This window comes from Lebetimonas sp. JS032 (assembly GCF_000523315.1).
Lineage (GTDB): Bacteria > Campylobacterota > Campylobacteria > Campylobacterales > Nautiliaceae > Lebetimonas.
Window position 1 is genome coordinate 388,885 of sequence record NZ_ATHS01000001.1, and the last position, 22,295, is coordinate 411,179.

23 protein-coding genes are annotated in these 22,295 nt (G+C 31.8%); 12 read left to right on the forward strand and 11 right to left on the reverse strand.

Annotated elements, in window-relative coordinates; all coding sequences use genetic code 11:
- Positions 1-25 precede the first annotated feature (25 nt).
- From xseA to moaA, 10 genes are all read right to left on the reverse strand, one after another.
- Positions 26-1,369 (reverse strand): exodeoxyribonuclease VII large subunit, encoded by a 1,344-nt coding sequence (gene xseA / locus DZ65_RS0102070; protein WP_024789264.1) that lies wholly within the window; start codon positions 1,367-1,369, stop codon positions 26-28.
- Positions 1,370-1,409: 40 nt separating this feature from the next.
- A complete protein-coding gene (locus DZ65_RS0102075) occupies positions 1,410-2,393 on the reverse strand; it encodes an alanine racemase (protein ID WP_024787035.1) in 984 nt (327 codons plus the stop codon).
- A gap of 24 nt (positions 2,394-2,417) precedes the next feature.
- Positions 2,418-2,702, reverse strand: coding sequence for a 30S ribosomal protein S18 (gene rpsR, locus DZ65_RS0102080; RefSeq protein ID WP_024787036.1), 285 nt, complete (start codon positions 2,700-2,702; stop codon positions 2,418-2,420).
- 10 nt (positions 2,703-2,712) lie between these two features.
- A complete protein-coding gene (gene ssb, locus DZ65_RS0102085) occupies positions 2,713-3,177 on the reverse strand; it encodes a single-stranded DNA-binding protein (protein WP_024787037.1) in 465 nt (154 codons plus the stop codon).
- Positions 3,167-3,502: a 30S ribosomal protein S6 gene (gene rpsF, locus DZ65_RS0102090; RefSeq protein ID WP_024787038.1), complete on the reverse strand. Its 336-nt coding sequence runs from the start codon at positions 3,500-3,502 to the stop codon at positions 3,167-3,169. Before rpsF ends, ssb begins: the two co-directional genes overlap by 11 nt.
- A 79-nt stretch (positions 3,503-3,581) precedes the next feature.
- Positions 3,582-5,240, reverse strand: a complete 1,659-nt coding sequence (locus DZ65_RS0102095; protein WP_024787039.1) for a chloride channel protein — start codon at positions 5,238-5,240, stop codon at positions 3,582-3,584.
- Positions 5,233-6,621: a chloride channel protein gene (locus DZ65_RS0102100; protein ID WP_024787040.1), complete on the reverse strand. Its 1,389-nt coding sequence runs from the start codon at positions 6,619-6,621 to the stop codon at positions 5,233-5,235. The genes DZ65_RS0102095 and DZ65_RS0102100 overlap by 8 nt, the downstream gene beginning before the upstream one ends.
- A gap of 92 nt (positions 6,622-6,713) precedes the next feature.
- Positions 6,714-7,097, reverse strand: coding sequence for a hypothetical protein (locus DZ65_RS0102105; protein ID WP_024789265.1), 384 nt, complete (start codon positions 7,095-7,097; stop codon positions 6,714-6,716).
- Between the two features lie 10 nt (positions 7,098-7,107).
- Positions 7,108-7,899: a Sir2 family NAD-dependent protein deacetylase gene (locus DZ65_RS0102110; protein ID WP_024790637.1), complete on the reverse strand. Its 792-nt coding sequence runs from the start codon at positions 7,897-7,899 to the stop codon at positions 7,108-7,110.
- Positions 7,900-8,077: 178 nt separating this feature from the next.
- Complete coding sequence (gene moaA, locus DZ65_RS0102115; protein WP_024790638.1) at positions 8,078-9,034, reverse strand: GTP 3',8-cyclase MoaA; 957 nt, start codon at positions 9,032-9,034, stop codon at positions 8,078-8,080.
- An 82-nt stretch (positions 9,035-9,116) separates the two neighbouring features.
- Between moaA and DZ65_RS0102120 the strand changes: the two genes are divergently transcribed.
- Positions 9,117-9,899: a ferritin-like domain-containing protein gene (locus DZ65_RS0102120; protein WP_024787043.1), complete on the forward strand. Its 783-nt coding sequence runs from the start codon at positions 9,117-9,119 to the stop codon at positions 9,897-9,899.
- On the opposite strand, the gene DZ65_RS0102125 is transcribed toward DZ65_RS0102120, so the two are convergent.
- Positions 9,896-10,495, reverse strand: a complete 600-nt coding sequence (locus tag DZ65_RS0102125; RefSeq protein WP_024790639.1) for a hypothetical protein — start codon at positions 10,493-10,495, stop codon at positions 9,896-9,898. The two genes, DZ65_RS0102120 and DZ65_RS0102125, sit on opposite strands and share 4 nt — an antisense overlap.
- 75 nt (positions 10,496-10,570) lie before the next feature.
- Between DZ65_RS0102125 and DZ65_RS10305 the strand changes: the two genes are divergently transcribed.
- The 11 genes from DZ65_RS10305 (at position 10,571) to DZ65_RS0102185 (ending at position 22,229) form a co-directional block, all read left to right on the forward strand.
- Entirely contained in the window at positions 10,571-11,125 is a 555-nt protein-coding gene (locus tag DZ65_RS10305; protein WP_024790640.1) for a TetR/AcrR family transcriptional regulator, read from the forward strand.
- On the forward strand, positions 11,122-12,390 hold the full coding sequence (locus DZ65_RS0102140; RefSeq protein WP_024790641.1) for a TolC family protein: 1,269 nt from the start codon (positions 11,122-11,124) through the stop codon (positions 12,388-12,390). The genes DZ65_RS10305 and DZ65_RS0102140 overlap by 4 nt, the downstream gene beginning before the upstream one ends.
- A complete protein-coding gene (locus tag DZ65_RS0102145) occupies positions 12,387-13,472 on the forward strand; it encodes an efflux RND transporter periplasmic adaptor subunit (RefSeq protein ID WP_024790642.1) in 1,086 nt (361 codons plus the stop codon). The genes DZ65_RS0102140 and DZ65_RS0102145 overlap by 4 nt, the downstream gene beginning before the upstream one ends.
- 146 nt (positions 13,473-13,618) lie before the next feature.
- Positions 13,619-16,738, forward strand: coding sequence for an efflux RND transporter permease subunit (locus tag DZ65_RS0102150; protein WP_024791138.1), 3,120 nt, complete (start codon positions 13,619-13,621; stop codon positions 16,736-16,738).
- 49 nt (positions 16,739-16,787) lie between these two features.
- Positions 16,788-17,144 (forward strand): rhodanese-like domain-containing protein, encoded by a 357-nt coding sequence (locus DZ65_RS0102155; protein ID WP_024791139.1) that lies wholly within the window; start codon positions 16,788-16,790, stop codon positions 17,142-17,144.
- A complete protein-coding gene (locus tag DZ65_RS09730) occupies positions 17,144-17,350 on the forward strand; it encodes a hypothetical protein (RefSeq protein ID WP_051428156.1) in 207 nt (68 codons plus the stop codon). The genes DZ65_RS0102155 and DZ65_RS09730 overlap by 1 nt, the downstream gene beginning before the upstream one ends.
- Positions 17,351-17,453: 103 nt before the next feature.
- Entirely contained in the window at positions 17,454-18,215 is a 762-nt protein-coding gene (locus DZ65_RS0102165) for a sulfite exporter TauE/SafE family protein (RefSeq protein ID WP_024790645.1), read from the forward strand.
- A gap of 9 nt (positions 18,216-18,224) precedes the next feature.
- Positions 18,225-18,503: a hypothetical protein gene (locus DZ65_RS0102170; RefSeq protein ID WP_024790646.1), complete on the forward strand. Its 279-nt coding sequence runs from the start codon at positions 18,225-18,227 to the stop codon at positions 18,501-18,503.
- Positions 18,504-18,575: 72 nt separating this feature from the next.
- Positions 18,576-19,235, forward strand: coding sequence for a DNA repair protein RadC (gene radC / locus DZ65_RS0102175; protein WP_024787052.1), 660 nt, complete (start codon positions 18,576-18,578; stop codon positions 19,233-19,235).
- Positions 19,235-20,797 carry a class I SAM-dependent DNA methyltransferase gene (locus DZ65_RS0102180; RefSeq protein ID WP_024790647.1) on the forward strand — a complete coding sequence of 521 codons (1,563 nt, stop codon included), beginning with the start codon at positions 19,235-19,237 and terminating at the stop codon, positions 20,795-20,797. The genes radC and DZ65_RS0102180 overlap by 1 nt, the downstream gene beginning before the upstream one ends.
- Complete coding sequence (locus DZ65_RS0102185) at positions 20,760-22,229, forward strand: RNA-binding domain-containing protein (RefSeq protein WP_024790648.1); 1,470 nt, start codon at positions 20,760-20,762, stop codon at positions 22,227-22,229. Before DZ65_RS0102180 ends, DZ65_RS0102185 begins: the two co-directional genes overlap by 38 nt.
- The last annotated feature ends 66 nt before the right edge of the window (positions 22,230-22,295 follow it).

Consider the following 22,295-nt stretch of genomic DNA (forward strand, 5'->3'; position numbering starts at 1 on the left):
AATAAATTTTTTTATTTATACAGTTTTACTGCCCACCGCTTACTATCTTAAGCGCTTTTGAAAGAATTGAAGTTGTGGCATTTTCAACATAAAATTCATCATCTTTTTTTATACAGTTTAAAGAAACTTTTTTATCCCCTATCCTAACCTGTGCAAAACCTTCTTTTTCTCTGTTTTTCGGATTCATTCTTTCATATGCGTTTTTAACGGAGTTTAATTCTTTTTCTTTAAAATAAATTATTTCATTCATTTTGTTTTTTAACTGATTTTTCAACAAATTTATTTCTTTTTCAAATTCTTCTATTTTTCTAAGCGGAGAAGAAAGAATCATACTTTTTTGAAGATTTATAAAATCATTCTCTTTTTTTCTTAAAATTCCATCCGTTAAAATATAAAAATTTTTTTGTAAAACCCTTATTTCATCAAGCCTCATATCAAATTTTTTAACAGGTGAATTTGATATAAAAAGCTCTTTTGTATGAATAAGTATTTTTTCTTTTTTTTGCAGAATCTGATTTATTTTATAATTAAAACTTTCCATCATTTCATCAATTGAAAGTAAAATTTCATTTTTATCAGGAAGTGCAATTTCCATGGCGTTCGAAGGAGTTGCGGCTCTTTTGTCCGCCACAAAATCACTTATTAAATAATCAATCTCATGTCCTACCCCTGAAATTACCGGTGTTTTTGCCTTAAATATCGCATCAGCCACAATTCTTTCATTAAAAGCCCATAAATCTTCACGGCTTCCGCCTCCTCTTCCGAGTATTATTAAATCAAAACCTTTTCCGTCATCAAAAATATATTCATCCGCCATTTTTATTTTCATTGCAATATCGCCAGGGGCGCCATCCCCCTGAACCAAAGTATTAAAAAGATAAAATTCACTTAAAAGCCATCTTTTTTTTGCAATCCTCAGCATATCCTGCAAAGCCGCCGCCGTTCTTGAAGTAACAATTGCTATTCTTTTTGGAAATTTCGGAAGCGGTTTTTTATTTTTTTCATCAAAATATCCGAGGTTTTTTAATTCTTCTTTTAACTGTTCATAAGCTTTTTGCAGCGCCCCTATTCCGCTTGGGGTAATACTTTGAGCTATTAGTTTGTATTCCCCTCTGGGAACATAAATATTTACAGCTCCGTAAACCAGGACTTTTTCACCCTCAGTGAGTTTAAATTTCATTCTTGAAAGATTACTTCTCCACATTGCACAGTTTATAGAAGAATTTTCATCTTTTAGTGTAAAATAGAGATGCCCTGAATTATGATAAACAGCTTTGCTCACTTCCCCTTCGACATAAACTATTTCAAAATGAGAATCAACAACGGATTTTATCTGATTGTTAAGCTGGGTTACACTTATTGCTTTCATTTATTGCCTTTTACTCTTCTCACCACTCACTACTCACCACTCACAACTCACTATTTATAACTTCTCTTTTTATTCTCGGGGAAATTTTCACTAAAATATCATAAGTTATAGTGTCAAAATTTTTAACAAACTCTTTCACATCATCAAACACAACCACTTCGTCAAAATCACCTTCAACTATCATGGAATCCATAGAAATTTTTCCAAGTGCATTTGTGTTTTTTAATTTGCACCCCTCTGTGAAACAAGGCAGTCCGTCACCGTATCCCACATCAACGGTTGAAACCGTTATATTTTTATCACTCATAAATTTTTTATTATATCCCACACCCTGAAGCGAAAAAATTTTTCTTTTTGAAATTGTTTTTGCAACTAATTTCATAACTGGTTTAAACCCTTCAATTCCACCGTACATTGCAATTCCGGGACGTACATAATCAAAAGTATAAGGCAGTTTGTCTAAAGCGGCTGAATTTGCTAAATGAAAATACGGTATTTTTAAACTGTTTTTTTCACAAAAATTAATAACTTTTTTTCTTATTTCTTCAAATCTCTTAAGTTGTATAAATGTATCGTTCCCAATTTCATCCGCACAGCAAAAATGGGAAAAAACGCCTCTTAATTCAAAATTTTTTTCTTTTATAATATTTAAAGCCTCATTTAACTCATCCGTTAAAATTCCGTTTCTGTGCATTCCTGTATCAATTTTTAAATGAATATAAGGGTGACGGTTTTTTTTAAGCTGAATTACTGAATTAATTCCGTAAGAAATATTTTTCGCATTTCTGTTAGTACCGGGGTAAAATACAATTACTTCTTCAAAAAAGCTTTTTACCATTTCGGCTTCAGAATTGTTTTTAACACAGACTTTTTTAATACCGTATTCATTTAGCATTTTTGAAAAAGTAATTATTCCGTGTCCGTAAGCATTGTCTTTAATTACGGCAAGTATATTAGGATTTATTTTTGAAATTTTATCGAGGTTAAAAAAAAGATTTTTTTTGTTTAAATAAACTGTAGCCATAAATAAGCCCCGAAAAAGGGGGAATTATTTGGCTTTAAGAGGTTTGATGGCCTCAAACGGATTTTCGACAACTCTTTTTCTGTCAACTACATAAGGGATTAACGCCACTTGTCTTGCTCTTTTAATGGCTTTTTGAACCATATCCTGATGTTTTTTACAGGTACCTGTTAATCTTCTTGGCATAATTTTATATCTTTCAGACAAAGAATATTTAATTAAGTCAATATCTTTGTATCCGATATAATCTACTTTCATTTCACAATATTTACATCTTTTTTTTCCGTATTTTTTCTTTGGATCCTGTGCCATTATCTATCCTTTAAAATGGTATTTCGTCTTCGTCAATATCTATTGACGGTATATCTTTGTTTTGTTTAGGCTGTGAATGTTCTTTAGGTGCTTGCGGCTGAGGAGCTTGATAAGAATTTTCATAATTTCTGTTTCTCTCAGCTTCCGCTTTTGTTTCCATAAACTGTATTTTTTCAGCAACTACAGAATGTTTGCTTCTTTTTTGTCCGCTGCTGTCAACCCACTGGTCTAATACCAATCTTCCCTCAACTAATACTTTAGAGCCTTTTCTTAAATATTGATTGGCTATTTCCGCGCTTCTACCAAAAACAGTGACATCTATAAACATAACTTCTTTTTTGTTTTCTCCGCTCACACTGTCTTTATATGTTCTGTTTGTTGCAATTCCGAATTTCGCTATTGCCGTCCCTGCAGGGGAATATCTGAGTTCAACGTCTCTTGTCAAATTCCCTACAAGGATAATTTTATTGTACATTTTTTGCCATTTCTTCGAAACGTTTTATTTCTTTTTTATTTTCATATTTAACTGTCATAAATCTTAACAAATCTTCGTTATATCTCATTTGTCTTTCAAGTTCAAGCATTGCGCCTGATGGAGCTTTGTAATAAATTATATAATAATCTCCTCTTTCAAACTTTTTAATAGGATATGCCAACTGTCTGATTCCTATTTTATCCATAGCAACAACTTCTCCACCTTCTTTAGAAATTACATCCTGAATATTTTGAAGGTTTTTTTCCTTGTCTTCGTCCGTTAATGTCGGTTTTAAAATAAACATTGTTTCATAATGTCTGAGCATTAATTCTCCTTCTGGCTAATTTAGCCCCTTAGCTTGGAGCAAGGAGGCATTGAAACGAAATTATACTAAAAATAAATTTTTATTTCAAATAGTATGCCGAATTAGCGGTCGAGAGCTCTTTTACAAGTTTTCTTAAATCAATAAACCCAAGATATTTCCCATTTTTATCAACAAACGGAACAAATCTGTTTCCTATAAGGCTTATCGCTTTAATCAACTCTTCCATAGACGGATTTTCTTTTATACAAAAAGGTTCCCTGGTCATTATGTCTTTTATTTTTATGTTTTTTTTATGCAGCAGGACACTTTTTCTTATATCTGTAAGGGTAACTATGCCTATTAATTTTTCCTCTTCATCTACTATAGGCAAAATTGCATACCTGCTTTTTTTTAAAATTTTTGAAGCCATATATACTGAGAGATTTTCTTTTAGGGGATTTATTTTCACTAAATATTTTTCCAGTTTACAGTTTTTTAAAAAGTTATAAATATCTTTATTATCAATATCTATACCTTTTTGAAGCAATGCCCTTTTAAAAAAAGAATCTCCCTGAAAACATGAAATTAAATAAACGCTGATGCTTGAAGCCACCAAAATAGGCAAAATCAACTGATAAGAATGGGTAAGTTCGGTTATAATAATTGAACTTCTAAGAGGTGTTTTTGTAATTCCGGCAAGCATTGAAGAAGCCCCCACCACCGCAAAAATTCTCGGATCTATCCCGTATTTTGTAAAAATATCTCCAAACCAGAAGCCTCCGAATGAACCTATAAAAATACTCGGAGACATTATTCCTCCAAAAAGCCCGCTTCCTATACTTAAAATAAGCCCTGCCGTTTTTGCGAGAAAAATTATTAAGATATAATCAAGTGAATAATTATTATTATTTAAAAGTGCGGTAATATGTTCATATCCCACTCCGGCACTTTCCGGGACAAATGCAACAATCATCCCTACAGCAAAACCTGAAAAAACAATATATCTGTGCCAGTAATGCCTGTTTTTTAACTTAAAAATTCTTAAATATTCAAGACCCTTTATAATTACAAGACACAACAAAGCAATAAAAACCGCCTCAAAAGGCACAAATATGACATATTCCTCATTCCAATGTAAATGAGGGACAATAAAAGCCGCAAAATTACCTATAAACTCCCTTGAAATAAAGGTTGCGGTTACAACCGAAACAATAAGGGGGATAATAACATATGAATTTATTTTACCGATTATTATTTCAAGCCCCAAAAGCGCCCCGGCTATCGGTGCATTAAATGTTGCGGCAATGGCGGAAGCAATGGCGGCTCCCAGATAAATAGGAAAATTTATTTTCTCTATTTTCAGTTTTTCCAAAAAAACTTCGCTCAAAAGTCCTCCCATTTTTGCTATAGGGCCTTCCCTTCCGACAGGCACACCGAATCCTATGCTTACGCTTGTTAAAAACAGAACCAAAAAGCCTTTTATTTTGGAAAATTTACCTTTTAAAAGAATCACCTTTTTTGCAATAAGCTCAAGCGTGACATTTTCAGAAGATATTTTAAATTTTTTTACCAAATAATCTGATATAAAAAACAAAAAAGGAACAGAAATCAAATAAAAATAATGGGTTTGAAAAATGTTCAGTTTATCATTTAAAAATGTAAAAATTTTTATCAGCCACCTGAATAAAATAGCTGAAAAACCGCCTATTGCCCCCAAAAGAAGAGGAATTATAAAAAAATGCCCCGTATTTTTAAGCATTTTTGTTTTTCATATGAGAATGTAGTGATTTCAAATCCCCTCTGAAAGGATTTTCAAGTCCAAGATAGAGACTGTAACCGAAACTTGTAAGATAACTTGTAATAACAGCCGCCGTCATAGGTATCACAACATCATCATGACTCATTTCCGTAATCATTACAATTGCGGCAAGCGGTGTTTTTGCAGCCGCACTCAAAGCAGCCCCCATACCGGCCAGTGTAAACATAGCAATTTCATCTGGAAAATAATTTCCGAAAATATTACCCACTGCAGCACCTATTATCAAAACAGGCAAAACAAGACCGCCGGGAATTCCAAAAGCCAGAGTAAAAGATGTTATAACTATTGTATATAAAATAAAGGCAATGTCCATTTTTATTGTAAAATGATTCTGGGCTAAATTTGAGAGAATTTCCATATTCGCAGGAGCAGAGAGTATATCGATATTATTGGTGGAATAATAAATTCCTATCAAAAAAGGAATTGAAATAAGCGTTCCGATTAACGGTCTTCTGTTGACAGGAATTATCCTTGATGTTTTTTGAAGAAAATGAAAAGTTATTGTATAAACATAAATAATTATTGAAATTACAATTCCCATTAATATAATATACGGAATATCATTTAAATACCAAATAGGCTTTTTAACCAAATTGATAAATGCGTGATTACCCCTGAAAAATGAAAAAGTCAGATAACTCGTAATGGATGCAACAATCATAGGCACAAAAGGCCTGTAATCAAAATCATAAGTATTTTCAAGCTCCATTGCAAAAATTGAACTTCCAAGGGGCGCTTTCAGTAATGCCCCTGTAAAGGCGCCCCCTCCGATTAAACCAAGCATATTTTTAAATTTTCTTGAAAATCCGTATGCTTTGCCAAGCCACTCTCCTAAACCTACCCCCAGGAAAAAAGAAGGCCCTTCCCTTCCCGCGATAAACCCTCCGGATAAGGTGAAAATAGAAACTATAAGTTTTAATAAAAGAGTTTTAACCTTTAAATAAAGAGGGGTTTTTAGATGTAAAACGGCAAAACCTATTCCAGGTCCCCCTATTTTTGAATCCTGGTTTAGGGCAAATCCGGTAATAACAGAAACCAAAAAAGGATAAATAAATAAATAAATTATATTGGTATTAAGATATTTGTTTATATGAACTATCAACAAATCCATAAAAGAGGCTATTACACCTGTAGTAATACCGATAGCAATGGCAAACGGGAGCCATTTACCGACAAAAAACAAAATTGAAAGCATATCCACTTTCATAACCTGGGAATGTATGATATTTTTATATGTTTTTTTTATGTAATCAATGAAATCCAAATGCTCGTTTTTTCCAAGAATTAGTTTGGCAAAAAAATTTTCCAATTTTTCTTTCATTTTTATCCCCTTGGGATATTATACAAAAATTAAAAATAAATTTAATAAAGTTTTAAAAAAAACTTTATTTTTTATCTAAAAAGTAACAATTTTTATTTACACTGATAATATATGACTATCTGCTGGGAAGGTATTTTTAATGCGATTTGTGAAACGTTTTTATCTGCGAAAACAATTACCTGTTTATCTTTTGTTACATAAACGTCAAACTGGTTTTTTATAGTCTGTATATAAGGCAGTGTGTCGTTTTTATCACCTATTTTTAAAAACAAAGAATTATTTAAGGGTTTTATATCTATTTTGTATAAGTTCTTCAAATCTTTTCTAATCTGTTTATTTGTTTTTACATCATTGGGCACATTAAATATTTTCCCGTTTTTTTTAAACGCAAAACCGAGTGTTTCACAACTGTAATTTTGATTCAGGTTAAAACCAAAAGAAAATACTGCAATTAAAAATAAAAAAATTTTTTTCATAAATTTTCCTTTATAAATATTTTCTGATTTTTTTTAGCGCATCAAGAGCGCCTTTTTTAATCTCAATATCAGCCCCGTGACTCTCAAGCGGATTTATTCTGATAAGAGTAGCGCCAAAGCTGTTTTTTACTTTTTCGCTCATATTTCTAACGGTAGGCACTTCACTTCCGGCCCCTATTTCAATAATAACCAGATTATCAACCCTTTGAAGCCAATATTCAAATCTGGCAATCTGAAGATTTACTCTTTTTTCAATAAATCTGAAATCTCCAAACATTAAAATATTCGGTCTTGCTATTATGCCACAATTTTTGCATTTAGGAAAGTTTAAAGCTTCAAACTTTTCTTCATCAATTTCAATATTTTCATTGTTTTCCCAAATTTCACTGCTGCACGGTTTAGTGCATTGCAAATAATGAATACTGCCGTGAATTTCTACAATTTTAAGTTCGCTAAATCCGGCTTTTTGAAACTGAGAGTCAACATTTGAAGTAAAAACAAATTTATCCTGCGGAAGATTTAGTAAAATATTAAAGCCTTCATGCGGCGTGGTTTCTCTATACATTTTGAGTCTATGACCATAAAAAGCCCATGCTAGTTTTGGATTAATATCAAACCATTTTGGATTTGCCAAAGCTTCAAATGAAAGTCCAAGATTTTTTGCTATAGGATAAGCTCTCCAAAATCCTTCTTTTCCTCTAAAATCAGGCAAACCACTATCAACCCCCATCCCGGCCCCGGCTGTTATTAATATATGGCTTGATTTTTTTATAGCTTCTGCGGCTTTTTTTATATTTTCCATTTTCCCCCTTAATTTTCCATTTTTAACTTTATTGGCTTCTTGGCAACTTGGTACTTGACTACTAACAACTCACCACCACGCCGCTTTATAAGCGGCCGGGCAGACTCACAATTCACCACTCACCATTTTCACTACTCACCATTTTCACCACTCACTATTTTCACCAATCACTATTTAATCACCCTCCTGTCTCCCAAAACGCCCTGTCACTTATTTTTTCTTCCTGCCAGTCATTTTTTTCCGGCTTATTTTTTACAACATCCCTTAAAATTTCGGCCGCTTTTTGTATGTTTCCCTCTCTTATGGCTTCTTTAATATTATAACTTTCAGTAAAGAAAAGACATGGTATCAAATATCCTTCAGCAGTAAGCCTAATTCTGTTACAGCTTTTACAAAATTCTTCATTGTGAGGCTCTATAATACCGAATATATTACCATCCTCCAACATAAAATTTTTACTCGCCTCGTTTTTTTTCGGAAGTTCTTTAAAAGAATATCTGCTTCTTATTTTTTCCAAAACCTCTTTTGAATCCACCCTTTTAATTCCGGGATATGCCCTTTCGTTTTCCATAAACTCAATAAATCTGATTATCACATTTTTATTTTTTGCAAATTCCAGCAAATCTAAAATTTCATTATCGTTAATTCCCTTCATAACCACTGTATTTAATTTCACTTGAAAGCCAACCTTTATTGCCTCGTCAATTCCTTCTAAAACATTATTCAAGCAGTCTCTTTGAGCTATTTTTTTGGCAACTTCAGGTTTTAGGGAATCTATTGAAATATTAACTCTTTTAAGCCCGGCATCTTTTAATCTTTTAGCATATTTTTTCAGATAATATCCGTTCGTGGTTATGGCCAAATCAAGCTCCGGTTTATAATCATGGAGCATTTTTACAAATTTATCCAAATCTTTCCTGACCAAAGGCTCACCGCCTGTTATTCTTATTTTTTTAACACCTTCATCAATGGCAAGGCGTAAAAATTCAAACATTTCTTCATACCTCATAACATTTTCATGTGGTATCCATTCAAAAGGGGTATTCGGCATACAGTAAAGACACCTGAAATTACACCTGCTTGTAACCGAAACCCGTATATAGTCTATTGTCCTGTTAAACGAATCTATTAACATAATTAGCCTTATATATAATATTATATAGCGGATTGTAACATAAAAAATAAAAAAATGCTATAATTTATAAAAAGGTTTTTAAATGTATTCCATTTTGGAAAAAGCTATAATTTCAACTGATGCCAATGAAAAAGAAAAATTAATAAAAGAAATTAACGTTAATCCCGAATCAAAAGAAAAACCGAAATTTTTTGAAAAACCAAGTTACGCAACACTCTGCAAAATTGTCCCTCCCGCCAATGTGCCAAGAAGAAGAGGATTTGAAACAGATGAAAAAAAAGCGGTATTGCTTCATGCTTTAATTCATATTGAATATTCAGCCATTGATCTGGCACTTGACGCCTGTTACAGGTTTAGAAATTTACCGGTTGAATTTTATAAAGACTGGCTGGAAGTTGCCGCTGATGAAATAAGGCATTTTAGACTCATAAATAATTTATTAGAAAAAACAGGGCATAAATACGGGGATTTTCCCGTTCACAATTCACTGTTCGAAGCCGCTCAGAAAACCCAGGATTTGATTTCACGTATGGCCGTAATTCCGAGATGGTATGAGGCAAACGGGCTTGATGCTAATGAAAAGATAATCCGTAGAGTGCAAAAATATAACGACCCTTTTGCACAAGAAGTAATTGCAGTGCTTAAAATTATTTTAAAAGAGGAAATCCCACATGTAAAAAAAGGCGATAAATGGTTTAAATTCTCTTGTGAAAAAGAAAATTTAAAACCCGTACAAACATATTTTCAAATAGTGGATAACTTTTTTAAAGACTGGAAGAAAAAAGATTTAAATGTGGCCGCAAGGCTAAAAGCCGGTTTCAGCTGTGATGAGCTTAATATTTTAAGCGGAGAAAAAGTCTGTTAAAAAATTCCGCACTCAACCCTTCCTCCGTCAGCCAAATCAGCCCTTATTACTTCAAAAATAAGTTTTAAATTTTCAGGTTTTTCCCCTGCAAGATTTTTTTCCATATCATTTGTAACCGTATGGACTTTTTTTATTGTAATGCTTTGTCCGGGGGCTAAATCCACATCTCTGTCTATATAATCCTGCAGAATTTTAACCTCGTCTTTATCTTCAATAATTAAATCACCTTTTAAATGAACAATTTTTTTAGGATATTTATTCGTAAGCGTATATGTAAGAGTATAATAAGGAATTACATCGCCATTATATTTGTAAGAGAAATTACTTACTTTTATATTTTTACAGCTGTTAAGCACCAATTTATTTTCAAGCTCTTTTTTTTGAGTTTCCTGCTGTTTTTGAACCTGCTCTTGAATTTTTTGTTGAGATTGATTTAACTCTTTTTTTAAACTTTCAATTTCTTTATCCCTCTGGTCAACTTTTTTTTCAAGCATATTCATCTTTTGAAGTATTAAATCAAGTTTTTTATTTATATCATCGCTGTTTGCCGCAAACATAACTGAGACAATTGCCAAAACAGAAATTATTTTTTTCATTTTATTCCTTTTTTATTGACATTTTAGCAAAAAAATTTTATAATTCAATTTACTTATTAGTAAGTAAGGAAACAAATGAAACAAAAAATTATTAAAACTGGACTTAAACATTTTGCCCTTAACGGATATAAAAACACGTCTATGCAGGACATAGCTGAAGAGCTTAATATTACAAAACCTGCACTTTATTATCATTTTAAAAATAAAAATGATTTATATAATGCAATTTTTATTTATTATTTTTCAAAATTGGAATTTAACATCTCGGGCGATATTTTTAAAGACTTAGAACATTATATTGACACATTGGATAATTTTTTTAAAAAAGAGCCTCTCCTGGCAAAGCTGCTTTCAAAAGAAATATCATGTGAATTTAGAAATTTAAACGAAGAATCAGTTTCTATAATAAGCAAAATGATACAGGCTTTAAACAAAATATTAAAAGGCACAAATATAAATCCTTTTTTTATTCAAAATTTAATTATTTCATCTTTTACAACATATTTAAATACTATAGAAATAAGAAAAAAAATAACATCTCTTATAACGTGTTGTGAAATTTCTCCTGAATTTAATTTAAAAAATGAATTAATTTTAACAATAACAAACTACATAAAGGCTAAACAATGAAAAAATTATCTTTCGGATTAATTTTGGCAATTTCCTTAAACGCAGCTAACTTAAACGAACTTTTTAATGCAATCAAAAAAACACCGGATACAAAAATTGACAATTTACTGACAAGACAAACAAAAGTTATCAAAAAAGAAATTACAAGCAGTTTATATCCGAACATTTCTCTTTTTGCAAGTAGTGAGCATTTTTCATCTCCAACCAATATAAAGCCGCTTCCTCCAACTAAATCACAAGAAATTGGAATGCAGCATGGAGGTTACTGGTTTTCTCAAAACATTCAAAAAATAGGATTTATTGCAAATATGCCAATTTTTGTAAAAAGCATCTATGATACAAAAGATAAAATTTCCCATCTTTTAATTGCAACCAAATACAAAGCAAAAATTAATCTTTTAAAAAGAGAAAGTCTTTTAATAACTGTGCTTAGCAAATATAATTATTTAATAAAATTAAAAAATGCCCTAAATGATGAAAAAAATTCAATACAAACAACTTTAGACGCAATTAAAGTGGGCGTCAATGTAGGCAGAATTCCGGCATTTAACGCTCTAAGATTAAAAGATGCCCTAAATCAGATAAACATCAAAATTTCAGGCCTTAATATGCAAATTGATGAAATAATTTCTGAAATTTATCAGTTAACAAAAATTAAATTAAATAAACCGTTACCAATTGAAATAGACTCAAATATAAATAAACAAAGCTTTTTAGCGCTAAAACCTTTAAAAGAAAATTTAAAAGCAAGTGAATATGATGTAAAAACAGCAAAAGATTCATTCTGGCCAAAACTTATGCTTCAAATCAAAGGATTTAGAGCATTTGCAAATGCATATAATAATGACGAGCATTTAGCACTAAACTATGCAAGTGCAGGAATTTATATAAACTGGAATATTTTTAACAGAAAAAACAGTGCCGAGGTACAAAAAGCTAAAATAGAAAAACTAAAAAATGCCCTAACAATTCAAAAAACAATAAAAGATTTAAATGCAAATGTTTTAAAAATAACATCATCTCTTAAAGAGATTAAAAAATCAATTTCTTTAGCACAAGATTCAATTGAAATAAGGGAAGAGCTATTAAAAGGAGCAAAAGTTGCTTTTAAATTAAATAGAATGACAGTAGATGATTATTTAAAATATGAAAACAATCTGGCCTTGGCAAAAGCAAATTTAGCAAACTTAATTGCTACAAAAAATTCATTAATTGCTAACTTAGCATTTATTTACGGAAATAACTTAGAAAGGATATTCAAATGAAAAAAATAATTGCTTGGAGTGTTGTAATATTAATTACAATAGGTTTGGTAATAGGTGGAGTAAAACTGGTTAAAAAAAGAAAAGCCGAGGATGCGAAATTAGCAGCAGCAAAAATTTATCCAATCGTTGTAAAAACTGTTAATCCTAAGAATCAGGCTACATTAACATATCCGTATTTAGCATTAGTTAAAAATAATTCGCAAGTTACAGTTACAACAAAATTTGCAGGGAAAATTAAATGTATTGCAAATCTTGGAGGATATGTAACAAAAGGTCAAACAGTTGCAAAAATAGATGATTCACATTTAAAAGCTTCTCTTAAAGCCACAAATGAAAAAATCAAATCAATTAAAGATAAACTAAATGCAGAATATGTAACGCTTAAAAATTTAATTGCTACTCATAAAAGAACAAAAGCTCTTTTAAATGTAAAAATGGCAAGTATTGAACAATATCAAGCAGAAGAGAGTAAAATTGCAGGTTTAAAAGCTCAGATTGCAGCAGATAAAAACACTTTACATTCTTTAAAAGCTCAAAAAAAAGCAATTTTAAATGATTTAGAGTATACCGAAATAAAATCCCCAATTAATGGTATTATTGCTCAAAAATTTGTAAATAAAGGTGATAATGCTTTCCCCGGAAAACCGCTTTTAACAATCGCTTCAGCCAAAGGAAATTATCTGTTTATAGCGGTACCGGACAATTTCAAAAAAGCTATTTATAAAAATAAAATGTATAATTTAATTCCACTTCATTCCACATTTAACGGAGTTCCTGCTTATAAAATTGATGTAAACGACCCTGATTTAATCTTGGGAGAAAAAGTAAAAATTAAACTTGTAAGCTTCAATGGAAATGCAACAATATTGCCTTATGATGCAATACTTAGTATTAACGGTAAAAATTATGTATTTATTCCAAATGGAAATAAAGCTCAAATTAAAGAAATTCATATTTTAGCCCAAGGGACTGAAGGTGTGGCAATAAAAGAAAATATTTCTTCATCTGTAATAGAAGCAAAACCTGATATTTTATTGAGAATTAAAGCAGGATACCCTATAAAAATAGTGAGTAGTGAGTAGTGAGTGGTGAGTGGTGAGTGGTGAGTGGTGAGCAGTGAGTAGTGAAAATTGTCAAGAAACCAAGTTCAAAGTGAAAAGTGAGCTTTGCTCACCTGGCTGCTTGAAAAGCGGCCATGATGAAAAGTATAAAGTGTAAAGGATAGGAAATGTTTGAATTTTTTTATAAAAGAGGTTACCTATTAACCGCGATAATTATAGGAATGTTTGTATTTGGGGTTTTAGGGCTTATTAAAATGCCAAAAAATCTTTTTCCTGATGCAAACAGACCTGAAGTTGTAATATTCACAACCGTCCCCGGTGCAACTCCAAGCGTAGTTGCAACAATGGTATCAAAACCTATTGAAGAAGAGATGGGAACGCTTAGTAATGTATATGAAATTAAATCCACAAATGTTCCAAATTTCTCAATAGTTCATGTTGTATTTGATTATAAAAAAGGACTCCAGGCAGCAGCAGTTGATGTAAATAATGCACTAAACCGTATAAAAGATAAATTACCACCAAATGCTACACCTGCAATATATTTAGTAGGAGATTTTACACTTCCTGTTGATGTATTTGCTTTGTATCCAAAAAACAATTCTATTAATTTAGCTGAAATTAGAAAAATAGCTGAAAGCTACATAAAACCAAAACTATTATCTTCTCCTAATATTGGAAATGTAGAAGTTTTTGGTGGATTTCAAAGCTCTATTATGATAAAACTTGACCCTAAAAAAATGAAAAAATATAACCTAACACTTGATAAAATAATAAATATTATTAGAGCTACAAATAAAGATTTGCCTATCGGTTTTATAAAAAGCAAAGACGGATTTTTAACTTTAAGTTTTTACGGTGAAAAAGATGATGTAAAAGAGCTAAAAGATAGCTTTATTTTACCAAATATTAAATTAAAAGATATAGCCGATATTAAATGGACGTATCAAACAAATAACAGCGGATATATAGGGGATGACAAACCATCAATTGCAATTTCAGTTCAGAGGGCTCCTGGCGGCAGTGTTCTTGATACAGCAATGGCCGCAAGGAAAATAATGAAACAAATTGAAAAAGAATATCCAAATATCGGTGTAAAAATAGCAGATACACAGGTAGAGCTTGTTGAAACCGCAAATACTAATATGCTAGAAGCTTTACGTGATGCAATTATTTACACACTTTTAGTATTACTCTTTTTCCTTGGAAATTTCAGGGCAATTATTGCAGCCGGTTTTTCAATTCCGATGGTATTTTTTGGAACAATTGCTTTTCTTTACCTAACGGGTCAGGGATTAAACATCGTAATTTACACCGCTATTATATTGGCCCTCGGAATGCTAACAGACGATGCGGTTGTTGTGCTTGAAAATATAGAAAGACACCTTGAAGAGAAAGAAAATTTAAAAGATGCCATTTATCACGGAACAAAAGAAGTTTTAAAGCCAATTTTTGCAGGAACAATTTCTACAATTGCAATTACATTTCCATTAATGTTTGTTGGAGGTTTCCCACAAAAAATATTCAGACCGTTAATTGAAACATTGATTATAGCGCTTCTTATCAGCTGGTTTTTATCTGTTACATTTATTCCAAAACTATCAATTCTTTTATATAAAAACGGATTTTCTAAAACAAAAATAGAACAATTTTTTGAAATGCTCTATCAAAAAACAATAGGTAAACTTATAATTCCTTATCTTGGAATTATTAAATTTTCAAACGGAAAATTTTATCCTCTTAGAAGAATGCTTATTATGGCGGCGGCAGTACTCACATTAATGATAAGCCTTAAAAACATTATGCCAACAATCGGAAGAGATGTTATGCCTCCAATGGATACAGGTATTATGAAAGTAAGTCTTGAATTTTCAAATAATATAAATGCAGATGAAACAAAAAAAAGATTGGCACCATTTTTTGCTTGGCTAGATAAACAACCTTGGCTTGAGAGAAGTTCAGTTTCAATCGGAACTGAAAAAGGTGTTTTATCTCTTGGCGGAGGAGGAGCTGGTAATAGTGTAAGTATGACTATTACCGCAGTTAACAGATTTGAGAGAAAAAAAACAATCTGGCAGCTTGAAGATAAAATTAGAAAACATTTAGCACAGCTTCAAGGTATTAAAAAATTAGCGGTATTTGATTTTGGAGCAACAGCACTTTCAACTATTAACGCACCACTTGATGTAGAAATTAGAAGTGAAAATTACGAAAACTTACCAGAAATTGCACACAAGGTAGAAAAACTGTTTTATCAAATAAAAGGTCTTACAACTATAAAAACAAGCTGGGACAGGGATATGCAGGAGGCTGTCATTAAAATTGACAAAAACAAAGCTTTAAGTTACGGAATAACGCCCCTTCAGGTAATTTCACAAATTGCTCTAAATGATAAAGTGGTAACCATAAACTCAGATCTCAGCAGTATGAATGTACAGTTTGTAAGAATTAGATTTAATAAAAATTATGAAAATCCTGAAAGTTTAAAATATTTACTAATCAGTACACCAAAAGGGGTTATTCCTCTAAAAGAAATAGCCGAAATTAAACCTAATTTTACATACAATAAAATTACAAGAGACGGATTACTCTACTCAATTGATGTGGAAGGATACAGAGCTAAAAGACCTGTCAGTAAAATTACAGCTAACGCTGATAATATATTACATAAAGCGGGAATCAAAAATTACGAACAGACCGGTGACATAAAAGAGATGAAAGATTCATTTTCAAGAATGATTAAAGCAATTGCTATTGGTATAATTGTATTAATTCTAACTTTAAGCGTAGTTTATGAATCATTTAGACTTGCATTTATTATGATTTTAGTATTACCTCTTTCTATGATTGGAGCTGCTTGGGGAATGCTGATTATGCATAAACCATCCTGTATGCCAAGTCTTGTTGGTATTTTACTTTTATTTGGTATTATTATTAAAAATGCGGTATTACTAATTGATTTTTACAAAGAGTATAAAAAAGAAGGAAATCGCCCATTTGAAGCTGCACTTCAAGCTATTAGAGTTAGATTTAGACCAGTTATGATGACTGCTTTTGGTACAATTGCCGGAATGATCCCTATTGCTCTTGAACAAGCCGTAGGGCTTGAGAGACTCTCACCTCTTGCAGATGTTGCAATTGGCGGACTTTTAATAGGAACTCTTCTTACACTTGTATATGTTCCAATGATTTCATACGCAACAGACCCCGATAATAAAAAAACAAATATATTTGAAGAAATTGATGAAAAATTAGAAAAACAATTCTTCTTTTTCTTGCAGAATTAAAAAAAATGAGTTATAATTCGCTTACTAACTAGTAAGTAAGGAGAACAAAATGACAAAATACGCTACACCAAAAGGTCAAAAAGAAATTAGAATTTCACTTGAAAAGTTTAAAAAAGAATTCAATGAAGAAAATGCTGTATTAATTGATATAAGAATGCCTTTTGAGAAAAAAGTTTGGAATTTACCATTTGCAATTGATATTCCGGCAAATGAGCTTGAAAACAGACTAAACGAACTTCCAAAAGATAAACTTATTGTAACAGCATGTCCTGAAAACAGCAGAGCTGCTTTTGCAGCGGCTTTTCTAAAGGAAAAAGGATACAATGCAAAATTTTTAGCAGAAGGTCTGCTTGAACTTATGAAAGCTTTTAAAGGCGGAAAGGCAAAAGAGCTTAAAGTTGATTAATGCAAAATGCTTGTTATCCTCTAAATGAAGGAGAAATATTACACGAGGTTCATAAAGAGTGGCCTCTTTTTGTTTTGCATATTTACGGAAGTAAATTAGAAACTCTTAAAATTTCAAAAAGAATTATGTGTACTTTAAAACATCTGCCTTTGCGTTTACAGGTTTTTTACCATCACGATACTATGCAAGCAATTGAAGAAGGATGAGGAAATGACCCCTGCATTAAAATGAATGGAAAAATTCTGTTTGAAGGTTTAATTCAGGCAGAAGAAATAAAAGAAATTTTTGAAAAACTGTTAAAGGAAAGAAATGAATGAATTAATCTATTATGGAACTTATTTTATTTTAACTTTAATATTTTCCACAATATTTGCAACGGGAGGGGTCGGTTCGGCCATTGTTTTAGTACCCCTTTTTAATTCACTTGGACTTCCTTTAAATGTGGCAAAGGCTTTCGGGCTTTTTATAAATTCAATGAGCACAATTACTGCCAGTATTATGAACTTTTTAAGGGGAGTTCTTGATATAAGAGCCACTCTTCCTCTTGCAATTTCTTCAATTATAGGGGCGCCTATCGGCGCATATTCAAGCAAATTTATCCCGCCTGTTTATGTAAAAATTCTTCTGGCTTTATTTATTATATTAGCTGTATTTTTAATGTTTAAAAAGAAAAAAGTGGCCAAATTTCATTATACCAAACAGTGGGTAATGGTTGCTTTGGGTTTAAGTGTCGGGTTTTTATCCGGACTTATGGGAGTAGGTGGAGGGAGTTTAATTTTACCTGCTTTGATTTTACTCGGATTTGATGCAAAAGTGTCCGCTTATATGGTAAGTTTTGTCCTTCCGTTTTCAACGCTCAGCGGATTTTTTATGTACTTAAGCATTACACATATAGACTGGATTATGCTTTTAAATGTAAGTGCAGCCGCAATTTTAGGAGGATATTTAGGTGATAAAATAATGCATTACCGCTTAACTCCGCAGCAGGTTAAAAAACTGATTGCTATTATTTTAATTTTGCTGGATATAAAAATTATTTATTCCATTTTACATTATTATCATTTGGTTTAAGGAGAAAAAATGCATACACTTTTAGCAAAACTTGCAGACTGGCTGATAGAAAAAGAAGAAAAAGATGCTGAAAAATGTGATATTCCGGATGAAATAATAGACGAATGGCTTGAAATTTTAAAAAAAAGAAGAGAGCATATTCTAAAAGAAGCCGGAAAAGATTCGGAAGAATATGATATGATAAAAGAATTAATTAAAAAAGTTGAGCATATTAAACATTTAAGAGAAAAAAATGTGAAATTAAAAAATAAGACAATGATTAAATATAAATATCTAAAACTACATTGATAAAAATATTACCGCCAAGCCCTTTTTTGCTATACTTATAAAATATTACAAAAAAGGCATATTGGGTATACAATGAAAAAAATTAAAGAGCTTGAAAAATTTGAAAAGCCAAGAGAAAAACTTTTGGAAAAAGGGGCAAAGGCTCTTAAAGATTATGAGCTGGTTGCCGTATTGCTTGGAAGCGGTGTTAAAGGAAAAGATGTTATTAAACTTTCACGGGAAATTGTAAAAATTTTAAAAAATGACTTTGATGAAATCAACATAGAAAAACTTCTTCAAATCCACGGGCTTGGTATTGCAAAAGCCTCTCAGATAATAAGTGCAATAGAACTCTCAAAAAGATATCTTTTAAAACAATATAAAACTGTCACCTCAGCTAAAGATATTTATGAAGAACTGAAAGAATTCTATGATAAAAAACAGGAATATTTTATAGCGATCTATCTTGACGGGGCAAACAGGATTTGTGAAAAAAGAGTTATAACCATAGGCACGTTAAATCAAACTCTTATACATCCAAGAGAGGTGTTTGCACCTGCAGTTGAAAATAGATGTGCAAGTATTATTGTAGCGCATAACCATCCATCAGGAAATCTTACTCCAAGCAAAGAAGACATATTTATTACTCAAAAATTAAAACAAAGCGGCAAAATTCTCGGAATTGAACTGTTAGACCATATAATTTTTAGTAAAAATGGATTTATAAGTTTGCAACAAAAAGGAATTTTATAATGGCAAAGAAAAAAAACAGTGAAACTTTTGAGCAAAGCTTATGGAAAGCGGCCGATAAACTGAGGAAAAATATTGATGCGGCAGAATATAAGCATGTGGTTTTAGGGCTTATATTTTTACGCTACATATCAGAAGCATTTGAGGATTTGTATGAAAAACTCAAAAAAGGAGAAGGTGAATACGAAGGAGCAGACCCCGAAGATATAGACGAATACAAAGCCGAAAATGTCTTTTTTATTCCTCCTGAAGCCAGATGGAGCTATTTAAAAGAAAGAGCAAAAAATCCGGAAATAGGAAAGATAATAGATAATGCAATGGAACTTATAGAAAAAATTAACCCTTCTCTTAAAGGTGTTTTACCAAAGGTTTATGCAAGGGGGAATATTGACCCTATTGCTCTTGGGGGATTAATTGATTTATTTAGCAATATTGCAATAAACGAGGCAAAAGAAAAAACTTCAGATATTTTAGGGCATGTGTTTGAATATTTTTTAGGGGAATTTGCGCTTGCTGAAGGAAAAAAAGGCGGTCAATTCTATACTCCAAGAAGTGTTGTTGAGCTTTTAGTTGAGATGCTTGAACCATACCGTGGAAGAGTGTTTGACCCATGCTGTGGAAGTGGCGGGATGTTTGTGCAATCAGAAAAATTTGTGCAGGAACATCAAGGAAAAATCAACGATATATCCATTTACGGGCAGGAGAGCAACCAGACAACCTGGCGGCTTTGTAAAATGAATCTTGCAATTAGAGGTATTGACAGCTCACAGGTAAAATGGAATCCAGAAGGCTCTTTTCTAAACGATGCCCACAAAGACTTAAAGTCCGATTTTGTCATAGCAAATCCTCCCTTTAACGACAGCGACTGGAGCGGAGAGCTTTTAAGAAAAGATGCAAGATGGAAATATGGCGTGCCGCCTGCTGGCAACGCAAACTATGCATGGATTCAACACTTCATCTTTCACCTTGCACCTCATGGAAAAGCTGGCTTTGTCTTAGCAAAAGGAGCACTTACTACAAAACAGAGTGCAGAATATGAGATAAGAAAAAATATGATTGAAGATGATATTGTAGATTGTATTGTAAATTTACCTGCAAAACTATTTTTAAATACGCAAATTCCGGCATCTTTATGGTTTTTGAGAAAAAATAAAACTACAAGAAAAAAACAGATACTATTTATTGATGCAAGGGATATGGGCAAGCTTATCAACAGAAGACAGAGAATTTTAACCAAGGAAGATATTAAAAAAATAGCAGACACTTACCATAAATGGCAAAAAGAAGATAAAAACTATGAAGATATAAAAGGATTTTGCAAATCCGCTACCATTGAAGAGGTAAGAGAGCTTGATTATGTATTAACACCCGGGCGTTATGTGGGACTTGCCCAAGAAGAGGATGATTTTGATTTTGAAGAAAGGTTTAATAAATTAAAAGCCCAGTTTTTAGAGCAGTTAGCTGAAGAAGAGAAGCTCAATAAATTGATATTAGAGAATTTGGCAAAGATAGATATGAAGGGTAAAAGTGAAATTAGAAAAAATTTTAAAACAGCCGGAAAATAGAAAACTTGAATTTAAAGAAACTCTTCCTAATAAATCTGATTTATGCAAAACTGTTGTATCTTTTGCCAATGATGCCGGAGGTGAAATATATATAGGTATAAAAGATAATCCAAGAGAGGTAATTGGAGTGCCTGAAGAAGATTTATTAAAAATAGAAGAAATAATAAGCAATGTTATCCATGATAACTGCTATCCTCTTATTTTGCCTGAAATTTCATTTGTAAATCATAATGGAAAATATGTTGTTAAAATTAAAATTTACAAAGGTAATAACCCGCCTTATTATCTTAAAAGCAAAGGAAAAGAAAAAGGAACATATATTAGAGTCGGTTCTTCAAACAGGCTTGCTAATAACGATATGATAGAAGAGTTAGAAAGAGAAAAACAGGGCATTTCTTTTGATTCGCTTCCGGTATATTCAAAAACTATTGATGAATTGAATTTTTCTCTGTTTTCAAAACAGTTTGAACAAATCACAGGTGAAAAGCTCACCAAAACCATTTTAAAAAAATTAAATCTTATAATTTCAGACCAAAACAGAGAATTTCCCACAAATGCATTTTTACTGCTTTCTAATGATGAAATAAGAAATGTACGTTTTCCCTACGCAAAAATAGAATGCGCAAGATTTAAAGGAACAATACCCGGAGATTTTATAGACCAGAAGAGCATTAATGAGCCTATAAGTTTTCAGGCAGAAGAAGCATATAAATTTGTTCTTAGACACATTTCTCAAGGCTCAACATATGAGGGAGTTTATAGAAAAGACAGATGGGAATATCCAGTTATTGCAATTCGTGAAGCAATAAGAAATGCAGTTATTCATCGTGATTATTCTTTAACAGGAAAAGATATAAAAATTGCCATATTTGATGATAAGATTGAAATTACTAGTCCGGGTAAACTAATGCCCACTATCGATTTTGATGATATGGAATCTGGCCAGTCTGATATTAGAAACAGAGTGCTTGCTTTAGTCTTTAAAAAACTTGGAATAATAGAGCAGTGGGGAAATGGATTAAGATTGATTGCCAAAGAGTTAAAAAAATATCCTGAAATTAGGTTTGAGTGGAGCGAGCCCGGAATTTCATTTAGAATAACATTTAGAAAAGTAAACTACCGTCCAGAAACCCAAAAGAGTGTTTCAACAGAATCCGCGACCAATTACGACCGATTACGACCGATTGCGGACAATTACGAACGATTACGAACGATTACGAACGATTACGAACGATTAACATTGGAAGAAAAGAAGATATTACTTTATCTTTTAGATAATGGAAAAATCACGAGAAAGAAAGCAACTGAAATTCTTAATGTTCAAAACACTAAAGCATATGAAACATTAACATCATTAGTCGAAAAAAATCTTATTCAAAGGCAAGGGAAAGGTAGAAGCACTTATTATGTTTTAAAGAAGGATGAATTGTGAAGGGTGAAGGATGAAGGATGAAGGATGAAGGATGAAGGATGAAGGATGAAGGATGAAGGATGAAGG

Excerpts from the sequence above, each read along its gene's own strand:
- xseA (WP_024789264.1), bottom strand. The coding sequence starts at position 1,369 with ATGAAAGCAATAAGTGTAACCCAGCTTAACAATCAGATAAAATCCGTT.
- DZ65_RS0102075 (WP_024787035.1), bottom strand. The coding sequence starts at position 2,393 with ATGGCTACAGTTTATTTAAACAAAAAAAATCTTTTTTTTAACCTCGAT.
- rpsR (WP_024787036.1), bottom strand. The coding sequence starts at position 2,702 with ATGGCACAGGATCCAAAGAAAAAATACGGAAAAAAAAGATGTAAATAT.
- ssb (WP_024787037.1), bottom strand. The coding sequence starts at position 3,177 with ATGTACAATAAAATTATCCTTGTAGGGAATTTGACAAGAGACGTTGAA.
- rpsF (WP_024787038.1), bottom strand. The coding sequence starts at position 3,502 with ATGCTCAGACATTATGAAACAATGTTTATTTTAAAACCGACATTAACG.
- DZ65_RS0102095 (WP_024787039.1), bottom strand. The coding sequence starts at position 5,240 with ATGCTTAAAAATACGGGGCATTTTTTTATAATTCCTCTTCTTTTGGGG.
- DZ65_RS0102100 (WP_024787040.1), bottom strand. The coding sequence starts at position 6,621 with ATGAAAGAAAAATTGGAAAATTTTTTTGCCAAACTAATTCTTGGAAAA.
- DZ65_RS0102105 (WP_024789265.1), bottom strand. The coding sequence starts at position 7,097 with ATGAAAAAAATTTTTTTATTTTTAATTGCAGTATTTTCTTTTGGTTTT.
- DZ65_RS0102110 (WP_024790637.1), bottom strand. The coding sequence starts at position 7,899 with ATGGAAAATATAAAAAAAGCCGCAGAAGCTATAAAAAAATCAAGCCAT.
- moaA (WP_024790638.1), bottom strand. The coding sequence starts at position 9,034 with ATGTTAATAGATTCGTTTAACAGGACAATAGACTATATACGGGTTTCG.
- DZ65_RS0102120 (WP_024787043.1), top strand. The coding sequence starts at position 9,117 with ATGTATTCCATTTTGGAAAAAGCTATAATTTCAACTGATGCCAATGAA.
- DZ65_RS0102125 (WP_024790639.1), bottom strand. The coding sequence starts at position 10,495 with ATGAAAAAAATAATTTCTGTTTTGGCAATTGTCTCAGTTATGTTTGCG.
- DZ65_RS10305 (WP_024790640.1), top strand. The coding sequence starts at position 10,571 with ATGAAACAAAAAATTATTAAAACTGGACTTAAACATTTTGCCCTTAAC.
- DZ65_RS0102140 (WP_024790641.1), top strand. The coding sequence starts at position 11,122 with ATGAAAAAATTATCTTTCGGATTAATTTTGGCAATTTCCTTAAACGCA.
- DZ65_RS0102145 (WP_024790642.1), top strand. The coding sequence starts at position 12,387 with ATGAAAAAAATAATTGCTTGGAGTGTTGTAATATTAATTACAATAGGT.
- DZ65_RS0102150 (WP_024791138.1), top strand. The coding sequence starts at position 13,619 with ATGTTTGAATTTTTTTATAAAAGAGGTTACCTATTAACCGCGATAATT.
- DZ65_RS0102155 (WP_024791139.1), top strand. The coding sequence starts at position 16,788 with ATGACAAAATACGCTACACCAAAAGGTCAAAAAGAAATTAGAATTTCA.
- DZ65_RS09730 (WP_051428156.1), top strand. The coding sequence starts at position 17,144 with ATGCAAAATGCTTGTTATCCTCTAAATGAAGGAGAAATATTACACGAG.
- DZ65_RS0102165 (WP_024790645.1), top strand. The coding sequence starts at position 17,454 with ATGAATGAATTAATCTATTATGGAACTTATTTTATTTTAACTTTAATA.
- DZ65_RS0102170 (WP_024790646.1), top strand. The coding sequence starts at position 18,225 with ATGCATACACTTTTAGCAAAACTTGCAGACTGGCTGATAGAAAAAGAA.
- radC (WP_024787052.1), top strand. The coding sequence starts at position 18,576 with ATGAAAAAAATTAAAGAGCTTGAAAAATTTGAAAAGCCAAGAGAAAAA.
- DZ65_RS0102180 (WP_024790647.1), top strand. The coding sequence starts at position 19,235 with ATGGCAAAGAAAAAAAACAGTGAAACTTTTGAGCAAAGCTTATGGAAA.